The following is a 17,437-nucleotide window of genomic DNA, read 5'->3' as shown; positions in this document are numbered from 1 at the left end:
CCTATCCTGTCATTTCCATGCGTGGCATAAGGGCGCCAAAATCTTTTCTTAGGCCCCGCGCAAATCATGATTCGTATCGAGAATATCAGCAAACAACTCAGCCACCGGATTCTCTTCATCGAGGCGTCTGCAGCTCTCAACAGAGGCGAGAAGATCGGTCTCGTCGGCCCGAACGGCGCCGGCAAGACGACGATCTTCCGGATGATCAACGGTGAGGAGCAGCCAGACGAAGGGCAGGTCTCCTGTGAAAAGGGCGTCACCATCGGCTACTTCAACCAGGACGTCGGCGAGATGGCGGGCCACAGTGCCGTCGCCGAGGTGATGAACGGCGCCGGCCCGGTCAGCCTCGTTGCCGGCGAATTGCGTGAGCTTGAGGCGGCCATGGCCGATCCCGAGCAGGCCGACGACATGGACAAGATCATCGAGCGCTACGGCGAGGTGCAGGCGCGCTACGAGGAACTGGACGGTTATGCGCTCGAAGGACGCGCCCGCGAAGTGCTCGCCGGCCTGAGCTTCAGCCAGGAGATGATGGACGGCGATGTCGGCGCCCTGTCGGGCGGTTGGAAGATGCGCGTGGCGCTCGCTCGCATCCTGCTCATGCGTCCCGATGTCATGCTGCTCGACGAGCCGAGCAACCATCTGGATCTCGAAAGCCTGATCTGGCTGGAGGAGTTCCTGAAAGGCTACGAGGGCGCTCTGCTGATGACCTCGCATGACCGCGAGTTCATGAACCGGATCATCACTAAGATCATCGAGATCGATGGCGGCACGCTGACGACCTATTCGGGTGATTACGAATTCTACGAGCAGCAGCGGGCGCAGAACGAAAGGCAGCAGCAGGCCCAATTCGAACGCCAGCAGGCGATGCTCGCCAAGGAAATCAAGTTCATCGAGCGGTTCAAGGCGCGCGCCTCGCATGCCTCGCAGGTGCAGAGCCGCGTCAAGAAGCTGGAAAAGATCGACCGGGTGGAGCCGCCCAAGCGCCGTCAGGTGGTCTCCTTCGAGTTTCAGCCGGCGCCGCGATCCGGCGAAGATGTGATCAACCTCAAGAACGTGCACAAGAAATACGGCAGTCGAAGCATCTATGAAGGACTGGATTTCATGGTGCGGCGCCGGGAACGCTGGTGCATCATGGGCATCAACGGCGCCGGCAAGTCGACACTGCTGAAGCTGGTGACGGGGACCGCCGAGCCCGATGAAGGCAGCGTCGCTCTCGGCGCCAGCGTCAAGATGGGATATTTCGCCCAGCACGCCATGGATATTCTCGACGGCGAGCACACCGTCTTCCAGTCACTGGAAGACCGGTTCCCACAGGCGGGGCAGGGGCCTTTGCGGGCGCTCGCCGGATGTTTCGGCTTCTCCGGCGACGATGTCGAGAAGCGCTGCCGTGTATTGTCCGGCGGCGAGAAGGCGCGGCTGGTCATGGCCATTATGCTGTTCGACCCGCCGAATCTGCTCGTGCTTGACGAGCCGACGAACCATCTCGACCTCGACACCAAGGAGATGCTGATCAAGGCGCTGTCGCAATATGAGGGCACCATGCTGTTCGTCTCGCACGACCGGCATTTCCTGGCGGCACTCTCCAACCGGGTGCTGGAGCTGACGCCGGACGGCGTGCATCAATATGGCGGCGGCTACACGGAATATGTGGCGCACACCGGCCACGAGGCGCCGGGTCTGCGGAGCTGACGATTATTTTTTCCGGCATGTCGAAACCGGCAGGCTCGAAGCGACCAGCAGAAAGCCGGCCATCGATATCGGTGGACGATCGAAGCAACGGAGGAGAAATGCCCATGAGGTTGGATAGGATCGAGGTCATCACCCTGTTCGTCGACGATATTGACGCGGCGAGGGCATTCTACCAAAAGGTCTTTGCCGCCGATGTCGTCTATCAGGACGCTGTCTGCTCGGTGCTGAAATTTTCGGGGACGATGGTCAACCTTCTCAAGGGTACGGAAGCGCCGCAGCTGGTCGATCCGTCACCGGTGGCGGCATCCGGTTCGGGCAGTCGCGTCTTGCTGACGATCAAGGTCGATGATGTCGACGGGGTCTGCGCGGAACTGCGCAAACTCGGGATCATGCTGCTCAATGGTCCGATCGATCGTCCATGGGGCCGCCGTACGGCGGCCTTTGCCGATCCGTCCGGCCATGTCTGGGAGGTCGCGCAGGAACTGCGCTAACGTTGCAACTAAAGCCTTGGCAGGCCGCTTCCTTCACGCGACGGGCGTGATTCGGCAGGTATTGCCACGATGATGACCAAATTCCGTGGTGTTCGGAGCCCTCTTCATGCAATCGGGGACGAGCATCGGCATGGACTGGATCAATCGCTATATCGATCAGCCGCTACTGCACGGCGCGGCGGGCTTGCTGCGCACTTGGCATCTCCGCACGCGGCAACCGCCGGAGCTGTTGGAGCCGACATGGAATCTCGTCGTGCTCTCCTTTCTCCTGATCGCCAGCGGGCAGGTCATGACTGGCAAACCTTTCGCGCTCAGTGTCGCCGCGCTGCTCATGCTGGCGCTGCCATCAGCACGAAAACTGCTTTCGGCGCTGAAAGCGACGGGAGGAGGTTATGGCGCCCGGCAATACAAGTCGCTGCGAGCGCGCGCCATCGCCAAACGTGAGGCGGAGTGGTCGGTGCGGATCATCGTCCTGTTCGCCTCCGCCTGCCTTCCCTTCATCGCCCGCATCGACGATCCGGTGGGAGCCTATTTCATGCTGGGAGCAAGCATCTGGTTCGTGCTGACCGGGCCGCTCAAGGCCTATCTCGATGCGGCCGAGCCTCCCGAGCCGAATGAAGGCGACCGGATGGTCAGCGGCGCTTTTCATTTCGGCTGAACAAATCCGATGCGACGTCGCATGTGCCGGCCGTGAGACGGGCAGGGAACCAAATGGGGCGGCCTCCGTTATCTCCGCAGCAACGTAAAAGGAGATTGCGATGCTTTATTACGCTCTGGTGTTTCTCGTTGTGGCCTTGATTGCCGGCGTCCTCGGATTTGGCGGTATAGCAGGAGCTTCAGCTTCCATTGCCCAGGTTCTGTTCTTCATTTTCCTGGTGTTGTTCGTCGTGTCGCTCGTCATGCGCTTTATGCGAAGAGTATAGCGCGAATAGAACAAGTATAAAAACCCGGCGAACACATCGCCGGGTTTTTCTGTATCGACCCATCCGTTTTGACGTTTCGCTTCGGCCGATCCGGTCGTCGTGGTTCGGGTCGGCCAAAATGAATCGATACCGTCCGCAGAAATTCGACGGCGATCAGGATCGTGCCTTTCCGGCAACCATTCCTGACAACATCATGAAATAACCGGATGGCGCGAATTAGTGCCTTCGAAATGTCCCAATGGGGGCTGAACCGTAAGCGTGTTTGTCGCTTGCGCATCTTCTGCGGTCTGACAGGTGACGTGAAGATGGTACCGGATCGGGATCGTTTTGCAGTTCCGTCCGTTATCTATTGCCGAATCTGGTGGCGAGTAGCCGGGTATGCTCGTCACGATTTGAGAAGGAGAGACTTATGAACAAAATTCTTGCGAAGGCACTTGCCGCGGTATCGTTGACGTTGGTTGGCGCTGGGGCGGTCAATGCCGCCGACCTCGTAACCAGGACGTATGAAGAGCCGGACCTGCGCAATGGTGTCAAGATCGGTTACCTCACCTGCGATATCGGTGGCGGTACAGGTTATGTGCTCGGTTCATCCAAGGAAGCCGATTGCATCTTCCAGTCAACCGTCGGCAACGAGCTGTCGGATCGTTATACTGGCGAGATGAGAAAGCTCGGCATCGACCTCGGCTTTACCACCCGCAGCCGCCTGATCTGGGCCGTGTTCGCGCCGACCGCCGGTTATCACCGCGGATCGCTCGCCGGCCTCTATGTCGGCGCTACCGCCGAAGCGACGCTCGGGGCCGGTGTCGGCGCCAATCTCCTGATTGGCGGAACCTCTGGCTCGATCCATCTGCAGACGGTCAGCCTGACCGGCCAGCTTGGCCTCAACGTTGCGGCCGGCAGTGCGTCGATGACGCTGACAGCCGCGAACTGATATGCCTTTGGGCGCCCCGCGATGAGGCAGGGCGCCACCCCTTTGAAGGGCGATTTTACGCGCCGATATGCCCCCGGCCGGATCACAACATGATGGATATTCGAACGGCAACGCCCGACGAGGACGAGATCCTGGTGGGGCACCATCTGAAGATCTGGGACAGCTATGGCACGCCGCCGGAACACTACAGGCCCGATGCGGCGGCGCGGATCTTGTCTTTCATCAGAAGCGGACGCGAGGAGCGGCGTCTGACTTCGTTCCTTGCTATCGTCGACGGTGAAATCGCCGGTTCCGCGTCGTGCCAGATGCACCAATCACCATTTCCGGAGATCATCCAGCCGGAACAGCGACTGCATGGCTACATCTGGTCTGTCTATGTCGCCGACGCCTTCCGCCGGCGCGGCATCGCGTTGGCGCTGACCAACAAGGCTATTGATTATCTGAAGTCGATCGGCTGCACGACGGCCGTCATCCACGCCTCGGATGCCGGTGAGCCGGTTTACCGGGCCGCCGGGTTTGAACTGGCGAAGGAAATGCGCCTGCAGTTTCCGGCGGAGTAACGGCCTGGCGGCTACTACAGTGCGGCGAGGAAGCCGATGACGCGGCTCCATGTCAGTTCGGCCGCAGCTGCGTCGTGATCCGGCAGCGTCGGATCGGTGTAGAGATGACCGGCGCCGGAATATTTGAAGATCTCCGCGGCGATGCTCGACCGGGCCGCTACCGCTTGCCAGGCTTCGACCTCTTCCCTGGGCGCGAATCGATCCGGATCGGCAAGATGGATCTGGACGGGAAGGCCCCGGCGCGCGTTGTCCGGAATTTCAGCGAGGCCTTGAAGCAGCAGCAAGCCTACCATCTGCGGCCGCTTCGGCCAAAGATGTGCGGAGACGCCAGCACCCATCGAAAATCCGCCGAGCACGGCGGAGTCAGGCAGCGGGGCGACCGCCTTTTCCGCGCGTTGGCAAAGAGTGGACCACCCGATCGCCTCCTTCAGTTCAATGCCCTCATCGATCGATCGCGCGACCTTGCCCGCATAGAGAGATCCGGCGTAAACACCTGATGCCCAGCCGCCCGCAGACGCTCTGCTGCATCGCGCTCGAGTGACCGGAGTCCATAAACCGAATGAAACAGCACCACCGTTGCCATTACTAATCTCCTCAATCGGTGCAGCGAACGTCGCCACCGACCTTCCGCCTACGCTTTCGCCCGGCCGGGTGCGATAAAAGCGGCGATCGTCGCCTCGTCATGGCCTGCCTCGCGTAGGAAGCGACTGGCGAATTCGATGGCGGGGCTTCTGAGCGCATCGTCCGGTCGAATAAGGTGGAAGGCCACATGATTGTCGAGCGTCCGCTCCGACACGGCGACGACGCGCCCGGCCGCAAGCGCGGCATCCGACAGCGGCGGCCGGGCGAGAGCGATGCCGAGCCCTTGTACACAGGCATCGACGACGAGATTGTAATCCTCGAAGCGACGGTCGTGGCCGCGTGGCGTGTAGTCGACGCCCTCGCGCGCAAGCCAGCGACGCCAGCCTTCGATATTGGAGTCGTGCAGGATCGGCAGGTCGAGCAGCGAAACAGCATCGGAGCGCTGGCCGAGCCGGTCTGCCAGGGCCGGGGCGGCGATCGGATACGACTTCTCCTGCCAGAGCGACAGGGCGCGCACGCCGGCCCACGGCCCTTTGCCGCAGCGGATGGCAAGGTCCGTGCCTTCGCCGAAATCCGCCAGCCGGTGTTCGAGCGTCAACTCGACATGCAGCTCGTTTCCTTCGAGCTTCGGCAGACGCTGAAACAGCCACAACGAGGCGACCGAGGGCGTCACCGAAAGGCGCACCACCGCCCTATTGCGGCGAGGCAGCCAGCGTTCGCCGCTATTGCCGAGCAGTGCAAGCGCTTCCTCCGCCCGCGCGAAAAACCGCATGCCCTCCGGCGTCAGCCGCACGCCTCTGGCTTCGCGGGCAAACAGCCGCACCCCCATCCAGCGCTCGAGGCGCGAGACCTGCCGCGACACCGCGCCATGCGTGATGCCGCTTTCCTCGGCCGCGGCCGAAAACGATCCAAGCCGGGCGGCGCGGGCAAAGGTCTCGAGCGTATCGAGCGGCGGAAGCACGGGCGAGCTGTGAACCATAGACACATTTGATCATCGATTGCGATGCTTTTCAAGCACGCATCGAAGGCCTAATCCATTGTCGAAGAACAAATGGAGGCGAAAATGAGCATGGCGGCAAGCACACCGATTTCGACGAAACAGCAGGGCGGGTTCGATCTGGTCGCCTTCGGCGCGATCCTCGTCACAATCCTCTTCTGGGCGTCCTCTTTCGTGGTGATCCGCATCTGTCTCGGACCACTGACGCCGATCGAACTGGCGACCGCGCGGTATGTGGCAGCCGGCGCCATCGCTCTGGTCTACCTCGTGATCTACCGGCCGTTGCCGGAAAAACGCGATTTCGTCCGCCTTTCCATCGCTGCGGTGCTCTTCATCGCCGCTTATGCGGTTCTGTTGAACACCGGTGAGCAGACGGTTGCGGCAGGGCCGGCGAGCTTCATCATCAACACCATGCCCGTCTTCACCGCCCTCATCGCCACGTTCGCGCTCGGCGATCGCTTCGGCCGCTGGGGCTGGGCCGGCACTGCCATATCCTTCGGCGGTGTGGCGCTGATTGCGGTTGCCTCCGACGGCGGCTTCAAGCTTGATCCGAATGCCGTCCTCATCCTCGGCGCAGCACTTTGCTCGGCGATCGCCAGCGTGCTGCAGAAGCCGCTGCTCGGCCGGATGCCGGCGCTTGCCGTCACCGCCTGGATCCTGCTGATCGGTTCCGTGCCGCTGTTTCCGGCCGCACCGGCGACGATTCAGGCGCTGGCCGCCGCCCCGGCGGAGGTGAACTGGGGCGTTGCCTATCTCGTCATCTTCCCGACTGCGATCGGCTACCTCACCTGGGCGATCGCGCTGAAGCGGCTGACGGCCGCCCGCGCTTCGAACTTTCTCTATGGCGTTCCGCCCGTCGCCACGCTGATCGGTTTCCTCTGGCTGGGTGAGACGCCGACGGCGCTTGGCGCGGTCGGTGGCGTCATGGCGATCCTCGGTGTGCTCGTCGTCAATGTGATGCGGAAACGATAGCAGCAAATTCGCCCCGGAAGGTGATCAGGTGACAGATAGGCATTGCGCAGGCGTTCGCTTTCTTTAAAACGAAAGTAGATCGAAAGGTGCGTGCTCATGTTCTTGACCGACCGGCAAACTGAAATCGTGGCGATAGCGAAATCCAGCGGCAGGGTCCTGGTCGAGGAGCTCGCTTCCCGCTTTTCAGTGACACCGCAGACGATCCGCAAGGACCTGAACGATCTCTGCGATGCGCAGGTGCTGACGCGTATCCACGGCGGCGCGACATTCCCGAGCGGGACCGAGAACGTCAAATACGAGGCGCGGCGGCAGATCGCCGCGTCCGAGAAACAGGCGATCGGCATGGCCGCGGTCGAGCTGATCCCGAGCGGGGCCTCGCTCTTCATCAATATCGGAACGACGACCGAGGCGGTGGGCGAGGCGCTCGCCGAGCATCACGAGCTGATGGTGATTACAAATAATATCAATGTTGCCAATAGGTTACGTCTGCTGCCCGCAATCGAGGTGGTGATCGCCGGCGGTGTGGTGCGCGGTTCGGATGGCGGGATCGTCGGCGAGGCGGCAGTCGATTTCATCCGCCAGTTCAAGGTCGACTATGCCGTGATCGGGGCTTCGGCGATCGACGTGGATGGCGCGCTTCTCGACTATGATTTTCGCGAAGTCAAGGTCGCACAGGCGATCATCGCCAACGCCCGGCATGTCATTCTGGTTGCGGATTCGACGAAGTTCGAACGCACCGCTCCAGTCAGGATCGGCCAACTTTCCCAAGTTCATACCTTCATCACCGACCATTGTCCGGTGCCGTCGATCCGCAATCTCTGTCTCGAAAACAATGTAAAGCTGATCGAAACGAACGGCAGGTTTCGCTAAAGCATGATGCCGGCACTGTTCTGAATTTCCGCCGCGAAACATTCGTTTGACATTCGTATCTCTTTCGTTTTAACTGACTTCACTTTCGCAATTGCGTGAGTTTTGTGCGATGCGAAATCCGCAGCAGGCTCGGAGGGGATATTGGGCCGGGAGATACACGACATATTCGTCATCGGGGCGGCATCAACGGCTGCGGCATTGCGCGCGATGCTGTTGGGCGCGGTTATTCCGTGGCGCTGGCGGAGATGAACGACTTCGCCTCGGGCACCTCGTCTGGCGCCACCAAGCTCATTCATGGCGGCCTGCGTTATCTCGAGCATTACGAGTTCCGCCTAGTGCGGGAATCGCTGATGGAGCGCGAGATCCTCTGGGCGATGGCGCCGCACATCATCTGGCCGCTGCGTTTCGTGCTGCCCTACCATAAGGGCGGCATCCGGCCGGCCTGGCTGATCCGGCTCGGCCTCTTCCTTTACGACCATCTCGGCGGCCGTAAGCTGTTGCCGGCGACATCGGTGCTCGACATGCGCCGCGATCCGGCCGGCAAGCCGCTGAAGGCGCTATTTGCCAAGGCCTTCGAATATTCCGACGGCTGGGTCGATGATGCCCGCATGGTGGTGCTGAACGCCCGCGACGCCGCCGACAAGGGGGCGACCATCATGCCGCGCACCAAAGTGGTGTCGGCAAGGCGCGAGAACGACCTCTGGCACATCGAGACCACCGATACGGTCACCGGCCGCAATGACAACCATCAGGCCCGCATGCTGGTCAATGCTGCCGGTCCGTGGGTCGACCATGTCATCCGTTCCGCCTTCGGCCAGAACGAGGCTCACCATGTCCGCCTTGTCCAGGGCAGCCATATCGTGGTGAAGAAAAAGTTTGACGGTCCACGCGCCTATTTCTTTCAGAATCCCGACAACCGCATCATCTTTGCCATTCCTTACGAGGGCGACTTTACGCTGATCGGCACCACCGACCGCGATTACACCGCCGATCCCAAGGATGTTCGGATCTCCGAGGAAGAGACCATCTATCTGTGCAATGCGGCGTCGGAATATTTCAAGGAGCCGGTCAGGCCGGAGGATATCGTCTGGGCCTATTCCGCAGTCAGGCCGCTTTATGACGACGGTGCCTCGAAGGCGCAGGAGGCGACGCGTGACTATGTGTTGAAGTTGGACGGCGAGGGGAGTAGCGCACCGCTACTCAACGTCTTCGGCGGCAAGCTCACCACCTATCGCCGGCTTTCCGAACACGCGCTGGAGAAGATCGGCGCTGCGATCGGCGTCAAGGGTGCCCCGTGGACGGCCAAGAGCCATCTGCCAGGCGGCGACTTCCCGGTCCGGGGTTACGAGGGGCAGGTCGCCGATCTGAAGCGGCTTTATCCGTTCCTCGCCGATCAACATGCCCGCCGGCTGGTTCGCCGTTACGGGACGAGGGTCAAGGCGCTGCTCGGCGAAGCCCGCGGCGTCGACGATTTGGGACGGCTGTTCGGCGGCGACCTCTACGAGGCCGAGGTCACCTATCTCGTCAAACAGGAATGGGCCCGGCACGCCGAAGACGTGCTGTGGAGGAGAACAAAGGATGGTCTGCGCCTTTCGAGGGAGCAGGCTCAGTCACTGGAGGAGTACATGGCTGCCATGCCGGCGATGGCCGGATAAGGGCAACATGTGGTCCCCGATGCGTGGAGGCACGGGAATCGGAATGCTGGAACTGCGGAAGGCCGCAAAGATGGTGGGAGGGGACTATCATATCCACCCGACCGATCTTGTTTTTGAAAGAGGAACGCTAAACGTTCTGCTTGGGCCGACATTGTCGGGCAAGACCTCGTTGATGCGTCTGATGGCCGGCCTTGATCGGCCGACAACCGGCACGATCCATTTTGATGGTGCTGACGTGACAGCTATGCCTGTCCAGAAGCGCAACATCGCCATGGTCTATCAGCAGTTCATCAATTATCCGGCATTGACGGTCTACGAGAATATTGCCTCGCCGCTGCGGATTGCCGGCAAGGATGCCAAGATCATCGATCTGGAGGTGCGCAAGGCTGCCGAACTTCTGAAACTCGGGCCTTATCTCGATCGCACGCCGCTCAACCTCTCCGGCGGCCAGCAGCAGCGCACCGCACTTGCCCGGGCACTCGTGAAGAATGCGAGCCTTGTTTTGATGGACGAGCCGCTTGCCAACCTCGACTACAAGCTGCGTGAGGAGCTGCGGCAGGAATTGCCGCGCATCTTCGCGCAGTCCGGCGCGATCTTCGTCTATGCCACGACGGAACCGTCCGAAGCCTTGTTGCTGGGCGGCAATACGGCAGCGCTCAGCGAGGGCCGGATCACGCAGTTCGGCCCGACGATCGAGGTCTATCGCAATCCGCTCGATCTGACGACGGCGAAAACCTTTGCCGATCCGCCGCTGAATTTTATTGATCTGGTCAAATCGGAAGGCAATTTCCTGCGCGATGGCGCGGTGATTTTTGCCGTGCCGCCGCATCTTCAGAACGTGCCGGACGGGCCGGCAACCATAGCGTTTCACCCGCATCATCTTGCACCAACCGCCCAGACGGCTGGTTCGGCGCGGATGACGGCGCGAACACAGGTTTCGGAGATCACCGGCTCGGAAAGTTTTGTTCATCTGCAATTTGCCGGCACCCGCTGGGTGATGCTTGCGCACGGCATCCACAATATCGACCCGGACACGGACATCTCCGTTTTCATCGATACGCGCCACCTGATGGCGTTCGGCGCGGACGGCCGGGCGATCACCACCGCCAGGCAAGGGGGCTAGGAGAAGATCATGGCACGTATCACCCTCGATCATATTCGCCATGCCTATGGGCCGAACCCGAAGAGCGAGAAGGACTACGCTCTCAAGGAAGTGCACCATGAGTGGAACGATGGCGGCGCTTATGCACTGCTCGGGCCTTCGGGCTGCGGAAAGACCTCGCTGCTCAATATCATTTCGGGCCTCATTCAGCCGTCCGAAGGGCGGATTCTCTTCGACGGGCAGGATGTTACGAACCTGCCGACACAGCAGCGAAATATCGCGCAAGTATTCCAGTTCCCGGTCATCTACGACACGATGACGGTCTACGACAACCTCGCCTTTCCTCTGCGCAACCGCGGCGTGGCCGAGGCGGATGTCGACCGGCGCGTCCGCGAAATCCTCGAGATGATCGATCTTGCCGGCTGGGCCAAGCGGCGCGCGCGCGGCTTGACGGCGGACCAAAAGCAGAAGATTTCGCTCGGCCGCGGCCTCGTGCGCTCGGATGTGAACGCGATTCTCTTTGACGAGCCGCTCACTGTTATCGATCCGCATATGAAATGGGTGCTGCGATCGCAGCTGAAGCGGCTGCACAAGCAGTTCGGTTTTACCATGGTCTATGTCACGCATGACCAGACGGAGGCGCTGACCTTCGCCGACAAAGTCGTGGTGATGTATGATGGCGAGATCGTGCAGATCGGCACGCCGGCCGAACTCTTCGAGCGTCCGAGCCATACCTTCGTCGGCTACTTCATCGGTTCGCCGGGCATGAACTTCATGCCGGCCAAGGTAGAGGGCAGTACGGTTCGGGTCGGCGAGCACGCGCTAACGCTCGGCTATGCGCCAAAGACTTCGGCAGCGGCCAAGGTAGAGCTTGGAATCCGGCCCGAGTTTATCCGGGTCGGCCGTGAGGGTATGCCTGTGACGGTCAGCAAGGTGGAAGATATCGGCCGGCAGAAGATCGTCCGCGCGCAGTTCGCCGGCCAGCCGATCGCGATCGTCATTCCCGAGGACGAGGAAATTCCGGCCGATCCCCGGGTGACCTTCGAGCCATCAGCTATCAGTATCTATGCCGACTCTTGGCGCGCCGGACCGGAGGCTTGATCATGGAAAAAACCTGGAACAACAAAGCCTGGTTTCTGGTTCTGCCGGTCCTCGTGCTGGTGGCTTTCTCGGCTGTCATTCCCTTGATGACGGTTGTGAACTATTCCGTTCAGGACACTTTCGGAAACAACCAGTTCTTCTGGAACGGAACGGACTGGTTTACCGAAATCCTGCATTCCGACCGATTCTGGGCCGCCCTGCAGCGAAACCTGATTTTTTCGTTGATCATTCTCGCGCTGGAGATTCCGCTCGGTATCTTCATTGCGCTCAACATGCCGAAATCAGGCATCGGCGTGCCGGTATGCCTGGTTCTGATGGCACTGCCGCTGTTGATCCCATGGAACGTGGTCGGCACGATCTGGCAGGTGTTCGGCCGCAACGACATTGGTTTGTTCGGTTATTACGTCAACGCCATCGGCATCGATTACAACTATGTGCAGGATCCGCTCGACGCCTGGGTGACGATCATCATCATGGATGTCTGGCACTGGACGAGCCTGGTCGTCTTGCTCTGCTATGCCGGCCTCGTTTCCATTCCAGATGCTTTCTATCAGGCAGCCAAGATCGACGGTGCGTCCCGTTGGGCAGTGTTCCGCTATATCCAGCTGCCCAAGATGAAGCGCGTTCTTCTGATCGCCGTGCTGCTGCGTTTCATGGATAGTTTCATGATCTACACCGAGCCTTTTGTCGTCACGGGTGGCGGTCCGGGCAACTCGACCACTTTCCTGTCGATCGATCTGGTCAAGACCGCCCTCGGACAGTTTGATCTCGGTCCGGCAGCTGCCATGTCGCTGGTTTATTTCCTGATCATCCTGCTGCTTTCGTGGGTGTTCTACACCGTCATGACCAGCCACGACGCGGAGAATTGAAATGAGCGTCTCCAACGAAACGACATCGAGCCGAAACATCCCAGGCGTTACCAGTGTCGCAAGCGGGCTCTCCGCCGATGAAGTCGGCCGTCTGATGCGCCGGCGCGGCGAGGAATCGCGCTGGTGGTGGCTGGTTCCGACGATCTATATCATCGTGCTCCTGCTGCCGATCTATTGGCTCGTCAACATGAGCTTCAAGACCAATGCGGAAATCGTCAATTCTCTGACGCTTTATCCTCATAACCCGACGATCGCGAATTACGTGACGATCTTCACGGAGAAGGCGTGGTATTCCGGCTATATCAATTCAATCAGCTATGTCGTCATGAACATGGTGATCTCGGTGGCAGCTGCGCTGCCGGCGGCCTATGCCTTCTCCCGATATCGGTTCCTCGGCGACAAGCATCTGTTCTTCTGGTTGCTGACCAACCGGATGGCGCCGCCGGCAGTCTTTGCCCTGCCGTTCTTCCAGCTCTACTCGGCCTTTGGACTCATCGATACGCACATCGCCGTGGCCTTGGCGCATTGCCTCTTCAACGTACCGCTGGCGGTCTGGATCCTTGAAGGCTTCATGTCCGGCGTGCCGAAGGAAATCGACGAGACGGCCTATATCGATGGCTACTCGTTCCCGCGGTTCTTCCTGAAGATCTTCACGCCGCTGATTGCGAGCGGCATAGGTGTCGCCTGCTTCTTCTGCTTCATGTTCTCTTGGGTCGAGTTGCTGATCGCACGAACGCTGACGACAACCGACGCGAAGCCGATCGCCGCCACCATGACCCGCACCGTCTCTGCATCCGGCATGGATTGGGGCCTGCTGGCCGCCGCGGGCGTTCTGACCCTTATCCCGGGGGCGCTGGTGATCTGGTTTGTGCGCAATTACATCGCAAAGGGCTTCGCCCTGGGGAGAGTTTGATGAGCTTTTCGCTTCCCGATTTTTCATGGATGGCGTGGACATGGCCGACGGCCGCTTTCTTCATCGTCATCGCATTGCTGCTGATCGGCATGGGGATATGGGAATATGCGGTGCCGGGCGGCAATCCGCGGATCGGAATCCTGCGCTTCGAGACGACGCGCGGTGACCGGCTTTTCCTTTCGCTGCTCGGCGCAGCGTTCATTCATCTTGCATGGCTTGGGCTCGGTGGGCCCAACCTGTGGTGGGCTCTTGCCATCTCCGTGGTCTACGCCATCGGCGTGTTCCGCTACGTGTGACGGCAAAGTGAAGACAGATGGCCGGGGGTCCTTGGCCGCCTGAGACGTGACTGCAATCGCAAACCCTGGGAGGATATTATGCGACGGCACTTATTGACGACGACAGCAGGCTTGCTGCTGGCGATGACCGCGTCGGCCTATGCCGGCATGGACGAGGCTAAGACTTTTCTGGACAAAGAGATCGGCGACGTGTCGACGCTCTCTCGCGCCGACCAGGAAAAGGAAATGCAGTGGTTCATCGATGCTGCGAAGCCTTTGCAGGGTATGGACATCAAGGTTGTCTCGGAAACTTTGACCACCCACCAGTATGAGTCCCAGGTTCTGGCTCCGGCCTTTACTGCGATCACCGGGATCAAGGTCACCCACGACGTCATTCAAGAGGGTGACGTTGTCGAGAAGATCCAGACACAGATGCAGACCGGACAGAACCTTTATGACGGCTGGGTCAACGACTCCGACTTGATCGGTACGCATTGGCGCTATCAGCAGGTGCGCAACCTGACCGACTGGATGGCCGGCGAAGGCAAGGACGTTACAAACCCCGGCCTCGATATCAACGACTTCATCGGTACCAAGTTCACGACGGCACCGGACAAGAAGCTCTACCAGCTTCCCGACCAGCAATTCGCCAACCTCTATTGGTTCCGCTACGACTGGTTCAACGACGAGAAGAACAAGGCCGATTTCAAGGCGAAATATGGCTACGATCTCGGCGTTCCGGTCAACTGGTCGGCCTATGAGGACATTGCCGAATTCTTTACCGGCCGTGACGTGAACGGCAAGAAGGTCTTCGGCCACATGGACTACGGCAAGAAGGACCCGTCGCTCGGCTGGCGCTTCACCGACGCCTGGCTTTCGATGGCCGGCAATGGTGACAAGGGTCTGCCGAACGGTCTTCCGGTCGACGAATGGGGTATCAAGGTCGACGAGAAGTCGCGTCCTGTCGGCTCGTGCGTCGCGCGCGGCGGTGACACCAATGGCCCGGCTTCCGTCTACTCGATCCAGAAGTATCTCGATTGGTTGAAGGCCTACGCACCGCCGGAAGCTCAGGGCATGACCTTCTCGGAATCCGGTCCGGTTCCGGCACAGGGTAACGTCGCGCAGCAGATCTTCTGGTACACGGCCTTTACAGCAGACATGGTCAAGCCTGGCCTGCCTGTTATGAACGAGGACGGTACGCCGAAATGGCGCATGGCACCGAGCCCGCATGGCGTTTACTGGAAAGACGGCATGAAGCTTGGTTATCAGGACGTCGGTTCTTGGACGCTGATGAAATCGACGCCTACGGACCGTGCGAAAGCCGCCTGGCTCTATGCACAGTTCGTGACCTCGAAGACGGTTGACGTGAAGAAGAGCCAGCTCGGTCTCACCTTCATCCGCGAATCCACCATTCGCGACAAGAGCTTTACGGAGCGTGCTCCGAAGCTCGGCGGTCTGATCGAGTTCTATCGTTCGCCTGCGCGTGTTCAGTGGTCGCCAACCGGCACCAACGTTCCCGACTATCCGAAGCTGGCTCAGCTTTGGTGGCAGGCTATCGGTGACGCCGCCGCCGGCGCCAAGACGCCGCAGGAAGCCATGGATTCTCTTTGCGGCGAGCAGGAGAAGGTCATGGGCCGTATCGAGAAATCGGGCGTCCAGGGTGATATCGGCCCGAAGCTCGCCAAAGAGCATGATCTCGCTTATTGGAACGCGGATGCGGTGAAGAAGGGCAACCTTGCGCCGCAGCTGAAGATCGAGAACGAGAAGGAAAAGCCGGTCACCGTCAACTACGACGAACTCGTCAAGAGCTGGCAGTCGAAGTAAGGCAGACCTCGGCCGGAGGCGACGAGGCTTCCGGCCATCACTTCCTGCCATCGGCTACGGCCGGTGGCACCCACAATCTTTCTCTCATGACGTCCGCCCGCGCCCTGCCATCTCTGGCAGGCGGAGCGATCTCGTGCGAGCCGGAGACGAGATGAGCGGCTATATTCTTTCAATCGACCAGGGCACGACATCTTCGCGCGCGATTATCTTTGATGGCGACATGAAAATGGCCGGCTCGGCGCAGGCGGAAATCACCCAATATTATCCGCAGCCCGGATGGGTGGAGCACGATGCCGCCGAAATCTGGCAGTCCGTCGTCGACACAGTACGCAAGGCGATCGCCGATGCCGGTCTTGATGCCGCCGACATTGCCGCGATCGGCATTACCAACCAGCGCGAGACGGTGGTCGTCTGGGACCGCAAGTCCGGCAAGCCGCTTCACCGGGCGATCGTCTGGCAAGACAGGCGCACGGCCGAAATGTGCGAGAGCCTGAAGGCGGATGGATATGAGAAACTCTTCAGCGCCAAGACCGGCCTGCTGCTCGACCCCTATTTCTCCGGAACCAAGCTTCGCTGGTTGCTCGACAATGCCGACGGCCTGCGTGAGAAGGCCGAGGCGGGCGACGTCTGCTTCGGCACGATCGACAGCTGGCTGATCTACAATCTGACGGGTGGCCGTGTTCATGCTACCGATGCGACCAATGCGTCCCGTACGCTGCTCTACAACATCGATGACGGCGTTTGGGACGAGGAGCTTCTCGGTATTCTCGGCATTCCGGTCGCCATGCTTCCCGAGGTCAGGGAATGCGCCGATGATTTCGGCCGTGTCGACGAGGCGCTGTTCGGGGCGCAGCTTCCGATCCTCGGCGTCGCCGGCGACCAGCAGGCGGCGGCCGTGGGCAATGCCTGCTTCGAGCCCGGCATGATGAAATCCACTTACGGAACCGGCTGCTTTGCTTTGCTGAACACCGGCAGGGATCGTGTTTCCTCGTCCAACCGGATGTTGACGACCATCGCCTGCCGCCTCGACGGCGAGACGACCTATGCGCTCGAGGGGTCGATCTTCATCGCCGGCGCCGCCGTTCAATGGCTGCGCGACGGCCTCGGCATCATCGACCAGGCGTCGGAGGCGGGGGTGCTGGCGGCCAAGGCCGATCCCGGGCAGCAGGTCTATATCGTTCCGGCCTTCACCGGTCTCGGCGCACCCTATTGGGATCCGGCCGCGCGCGGCGCGATCTTCGGCCTGACGCGAAACAGCGGGCCGGCGGAATTTGCCCGCGCCGTGCTCGAATCCGTCGCCTATCAGACGCTCGACCTGCTGGTGGCGATGAAGAAGGATTGGGGCGTCAACCAGCTGGAAACCGTGCTGCGCGTCGATGGCGGCATGGCGGCTTCGGATTGGACGATGCAGTGTCTGGCTGACATGACAGGTAACCCGGTCGACCGGTCGGCGATCCGCGAGACGACGGCGCTCGGCGCTGCCTGGCTTGCCGGCTCGAAAGCCGGCATCTGGCCCGGCAAGCGGGATTTTGCGCAGGCGTGGGCCTGCGACCGCCGCTTCAACCCCTCGATGGAGGAAAGCGAGCGGCAGACCAAGATCATCGGCTGGAAGAATGCCGTATCTAGGATGATTTCGGACGCCTCGGCGGGGTAACAGCTTCCCCGAACTTGACGGCACTGGCT

General features: G+C 60.6%; 15 protein-coding genes and 3 pseudogenes. 16 read left to right on the top strand and 2 right to left on the bottom strand.

All coding sequences use genetic code 11. The annotated features are described in order from the left end of the window. Window positions 1-66: 66 nt before the first annotated feature. The 6 genes and pseudogenes from J3O30_RS30755 to J3O30_RS30730 all read left to right on the top strand — a co-directional run bounded on the left by J3O30_RS30755 (window position 67) and on the right by J3O30_RS30730 (window position 4,594). On the top strand, window positions 67-1,689 hold the full coding sequence (locus J3O30_RS30755) for an ABC-F family ATP-binding cassette domain-containing protein (protein WP_207585831.1): 1,623 nt from the start codon (window positions 67-69) through the stop codon (window positions 1,687-1,689). Between the two features lie 98 nt (window positions 1,690-1,787). Further along, window positions 1,788-2,180 (top strand): VOC family protein, encoded by a 393-nt coding sequence (locus J3O30_RS30750; RefSeq protein ID WP_207585830.1) that lies wholly within the window; start codon window positions 1,788-1,790, stop codon window positions 2,178-2,180. 69 nt (window positions 2,181-2,249) lie between these two features. Continuing rightward, window positions 2,250-2,838, top strand: a pseudogene (locus J3O30_RS30745) (hypothetical protein). A gap of 100 nt (window positions 2,839-2,938) precedes the next feature. Next, window positions 2,939-3,103: a DUF1328 domain-containing protein gene (locus tag J3O30_RS30740; RefSeq protein ID WP_003571841.1), complete on the top strand. Its 165-nt coding sequence runs from the start codon at window positions 2,939-2,941 to the stop codon at window positions 3,101-3,103. Between the two features lie 409 nt (window positions 3,104-3,512). After that, complete coding sequence (locus J3O30_RS30735; RefSeq protein WP_207585829.1) at window positions 3,513-4,034, top strand: DUF992 domain-containing protein; 522 nt, start codon at window positions 3,513-3,515, stop codon at window positions 4,032-4,034. A 92-nt stretch (window positions 4,035-4,126) separates the two neighbouring features. Beyond that, window positions 4,127-4,594, top strand: a complete 468-nt coding sequence (locus J3O30_RS30730) for a GNAT family N-acetyltransferase (protein ID WP_207585920.1) — start codon at window positions 4,127-4,129, stop codon at window positions 4,592-4,594. Between the two features lie 14 nt (window positions 4,595-4,608). Here J3O30_RS30730 and J3O30_RS30725 read toward each other — a convergent pair. Further along, window positions 4,609-5,177 (bottom strand): annotated as a pseudogene (locus J3O30_RS30725) (dienelactone hydrolase family protein). 48 nt (window positions 5,178-5,225) lie between these two features. Continuing rightward, window positions 5,226-6,155 carry a LysR family transcriptional regulator gene (locus J3O30_RS30720; RefSeq protein ID WP_207585828.1) on the bottom strand — a complete coding sequence of 310 codons (930 nt, stop codon included), beginning with the start codon at window positions 6,153-6,155 and terminating at the stop codon, window positions 5,226-5,228. A gap of 72 nt (window positions 6,156-6,227) precedes the next feature. Between J3O30_RS30720 and J3O30_RS30715 the strand changes: the two genes are divergently transcribed. The 10 genes and pseudogenes from J3O30_RS30715 to glpK all read left to right on the top strand — a co-directional run bounded on the left by J3O30_RS30715 (window position 6,228) and on the right by glpK (window position 17,408). Next, window positions 6,228-7,145, top strand: coding sequence for a DMT family transporter (locus tag J3O30_RS30715; RefSeq protein WP_207585827.1), 918 nt, complete (start codon window positions 6,228-6,230; stop codon window positions 7,143-7,145). Between the two features lie 96 nt (window positions 7,146-7,241). Next, window positions 7,242-8,015 carry a DeoR/GlpR family DNA-binding transcription regulator gene (locus J3O30_RS30710; protein WP_207585826.1) on the top strand — a complete coding sequence of 258 codons (774 nt, stop codon included), beginning with the start codon at window positions 7,242-7,244 and terminating at the stop codon, window positions 8,013-8,015. Window positions 8,016-8,156: 141 nt separating this feature from the next. Then, window positions 8,157-9,670, top strand: a pseudogene (gene glpD / locus J3O30_RS30705) (glycerol-3-phosphate dehydrogenase). A 43-nt stretch (window positions 9,671-9,713) separates the two neighbouring features. Next, the gene (locus J3O30_RS30700; protein ID WP_207585825.1) at window positions 9,714-10,793 is read left to right on the top strand and encodes an ABC transporter ATP-binding protein; all 1,080 of its coding nucleotides are present in this window, start codon (window positions 9,714-9,716) and stop codon (window positions 10,791-10,793) included. A 9-nt stretch (window positions 10,794-10,802) separates the two neighbouring features. Beyond that, window positions 10,803-11,873 carry an ABC transporter ATP-binding protein gene (locus J3O30_RS30695; protein ID WP_207585824.1) on the top strand — a complete coding sequence of 357 codons (1,071 nt, stop codon included), beginning with the start codon at window positions 10,803-10,805 and terminating at the stop codon, window positions 11,871-11,873. Window positions 11,874-11,875: 2 nt separating this feature from the next. After that, window positions 11,876-12,742, top strand: a complete 867-nt coding sequence (locus tag J3O30_RS30690; RefSeq protein WP_007637179.1) for a sugar ABC transporter permease — start codon at window positions 11,876-11,878, stop codon at window positions 12,740-12,742. Window position 12,743: 1 nt separating this feature from the next. Beyond that, complete coding sequence (locus J3O30_RS30685) at window positions 12,744-13,655, top strand: carbohydrate ABC transporter permease (protein WP_207585823.1); 912 nt, start codon at window positions 12,744-12,746, stop codon at window positions 13,653-13,655. Next, window positions 13,655-13,951, top strand: coding sequence for a DUF2160 domain-containing protein (locus J3O30_RS30680; RefSeq protein WP_164011166.1), 297 nt, complete (start codon window positions 13,655-13,657; stop codon window positions 13,949-13,951). The genes J3O30_RS30685 and J3O30_RS30680 overlap by 1 nt, the downstream gene beginning before the upstream one ends. Before the next feature lie 78 nt (window positions 13,952-14,029). After that, the gene (locus tag J3O30_RS30675) at window positions 14,030-15,754 is read left to right on the top strand and encodes an ABC transporter substrate-binding protein (protein ID WP_207585822.1); all 1,725 of its coding nucleotides are present in this window, start codon (window positions 14,030-14,032) and stop codon (window positions 15,752-15,754) included. A gap of 151 nt (window positions 15,755-15,905) precedes the next feature. Then, window positions 15,906-17,408 carry a glycerol kinase GlpK gene (gene glpK, locus J3O30_RS30670; protein ID WP_207585821.1) on the top strand — a complete coding sequence of 501 codons (1,503 nt, stop codon included), beginning with the start codon at window positions 15,906-15,908 and terminating at the stop codon, window positions 17,406-17,408. Window positions 17,409-17,437 lie beyond the last annotated feature (29 nt).

Source organism: Rhizobium sp. NZLR1, from assembly GCF_017357385.1.
Taxonomy (GTDB): domain Bacteria; phylum Pseudomonadota; class Alphaproteobacteria; order Rhizobiales; family Rhizobiaceae; genus Rhizobium.
This window is presented reverse-complemented; position numbering and strand designations above follow the sequence as displayed.

What these genes read in the sequence shown, in the direction of transcription:
- J3O30_RS30755 (WP_207585831.1), top strand. Translation starts at nt 67, where the DNA reads ATGATTCGTATCGAGAATATCAGCAAACAACTCAGCCACCGGATTCTC.
- J3O30_RS30750 (WP_207585830.1), top strand. Translation starts at nt 1,788, where the DNA reads ATGCCCATGAGGTTGGATAGGATCGAGGTCATCACCCTGTTCGTCGAC.
- J3O30_RS30740 (WP_003571841.1), top strand. Translation starts at nt 2,939, where the DNA reads ATGCTTTATTACGCTCTGGTGTTTCTCGTTGTGGCCTTGATTGCCGGC.
- J3O30_RS30735 (WP_207585829.1), top strand. Translation starts at nt 3,513, where the DNA reads ATGAACAAAATTCTTGCGAAGGCACTTGCCGCGGTATCGTTGACGTTG.
- J3O30_RS30730 (WP_207585920.1), top strand. Translation starts at nt 4,127, where the DNA reads ATGGATATTCGAACGGCAACGCCCGACGAGGACGAGATCCTGGTGGGG.
- J3O30_RS30720 (WP_207585828.1), bottom strand. Translation starts at nt 6,155, where the DNA reads ATGGTTCACAGCTCGCCCGTGCTTCCGCCGCTCGATACGCTCGAGACC.
- J3O30_RS30715 (WP_207585827.1), top strand. Translation starts at nt 6,228, where the DNA reads ATGGAGGCGAAAATGAGCATGGCGGCAAGCACACCGATTTCGACGAAA.
- J3O30_RS30710 (WP_207585826.1), top strand. Translation starts at nt 7,242, where the DNA reads ATGTTCTTGACCGACCGGCAAACTGAAATCGTGGCGATAGCGAAATCC.
- J3O30_RS30700 (WP_207585825.1), top strand. Translation starts at nt 9,714, where the DNA reads ATGCTGGAACTGCGGAAGGCCGCAAAGATGGTGGGAGGGGACTATCAT.
- J3O30_RS30695 (WP_207585824.1), top strand. Translation starts at nt 10,803, where the DNA reads ATGGCACGTATCACCCTCGATCATATTCGCCATGCCTATGGGCCGAAC.
- J3O30_RS30690 (WP_007637179.1), top strand. Translation starts at nt 11,876, where the DNA reads ATGGAAAAAACCTGGAACAACAAAGCCTGGTTTCTGGTTCTGCCGGTC.
- J3O30_RS30685 (WP_207585823.1), top strand. Translation starts at nt 12,744, where the DNA reads ATGAGCGTCTCCAACGAAACGACATCGAGCCGAAACATCCCAGGCGTT.
- J3O30_RS30680 (WP_164011166.1), top strand. Translation starts at nt 13,655, where the DNA reads ATGAGCTTTTCGCTTCCCGATTTTTCATGGATGGCGTGGACATGGCCG.
- J3O30_RS30675 (WP_207585822.1), top strand. Translation starts at nt 14,030, where the DNA reads ATGCGACGGCACTTATTGACGACGACAGCAGGCTTGCTGCTGGCGATG.
- glpK (WP_207585821.1), top strand. Translation starts at nt 15,906, where the DNA reads ATGAGCGGCTATATTCTTTCAATCGACCAGGGCACGACATCTTCGCGC.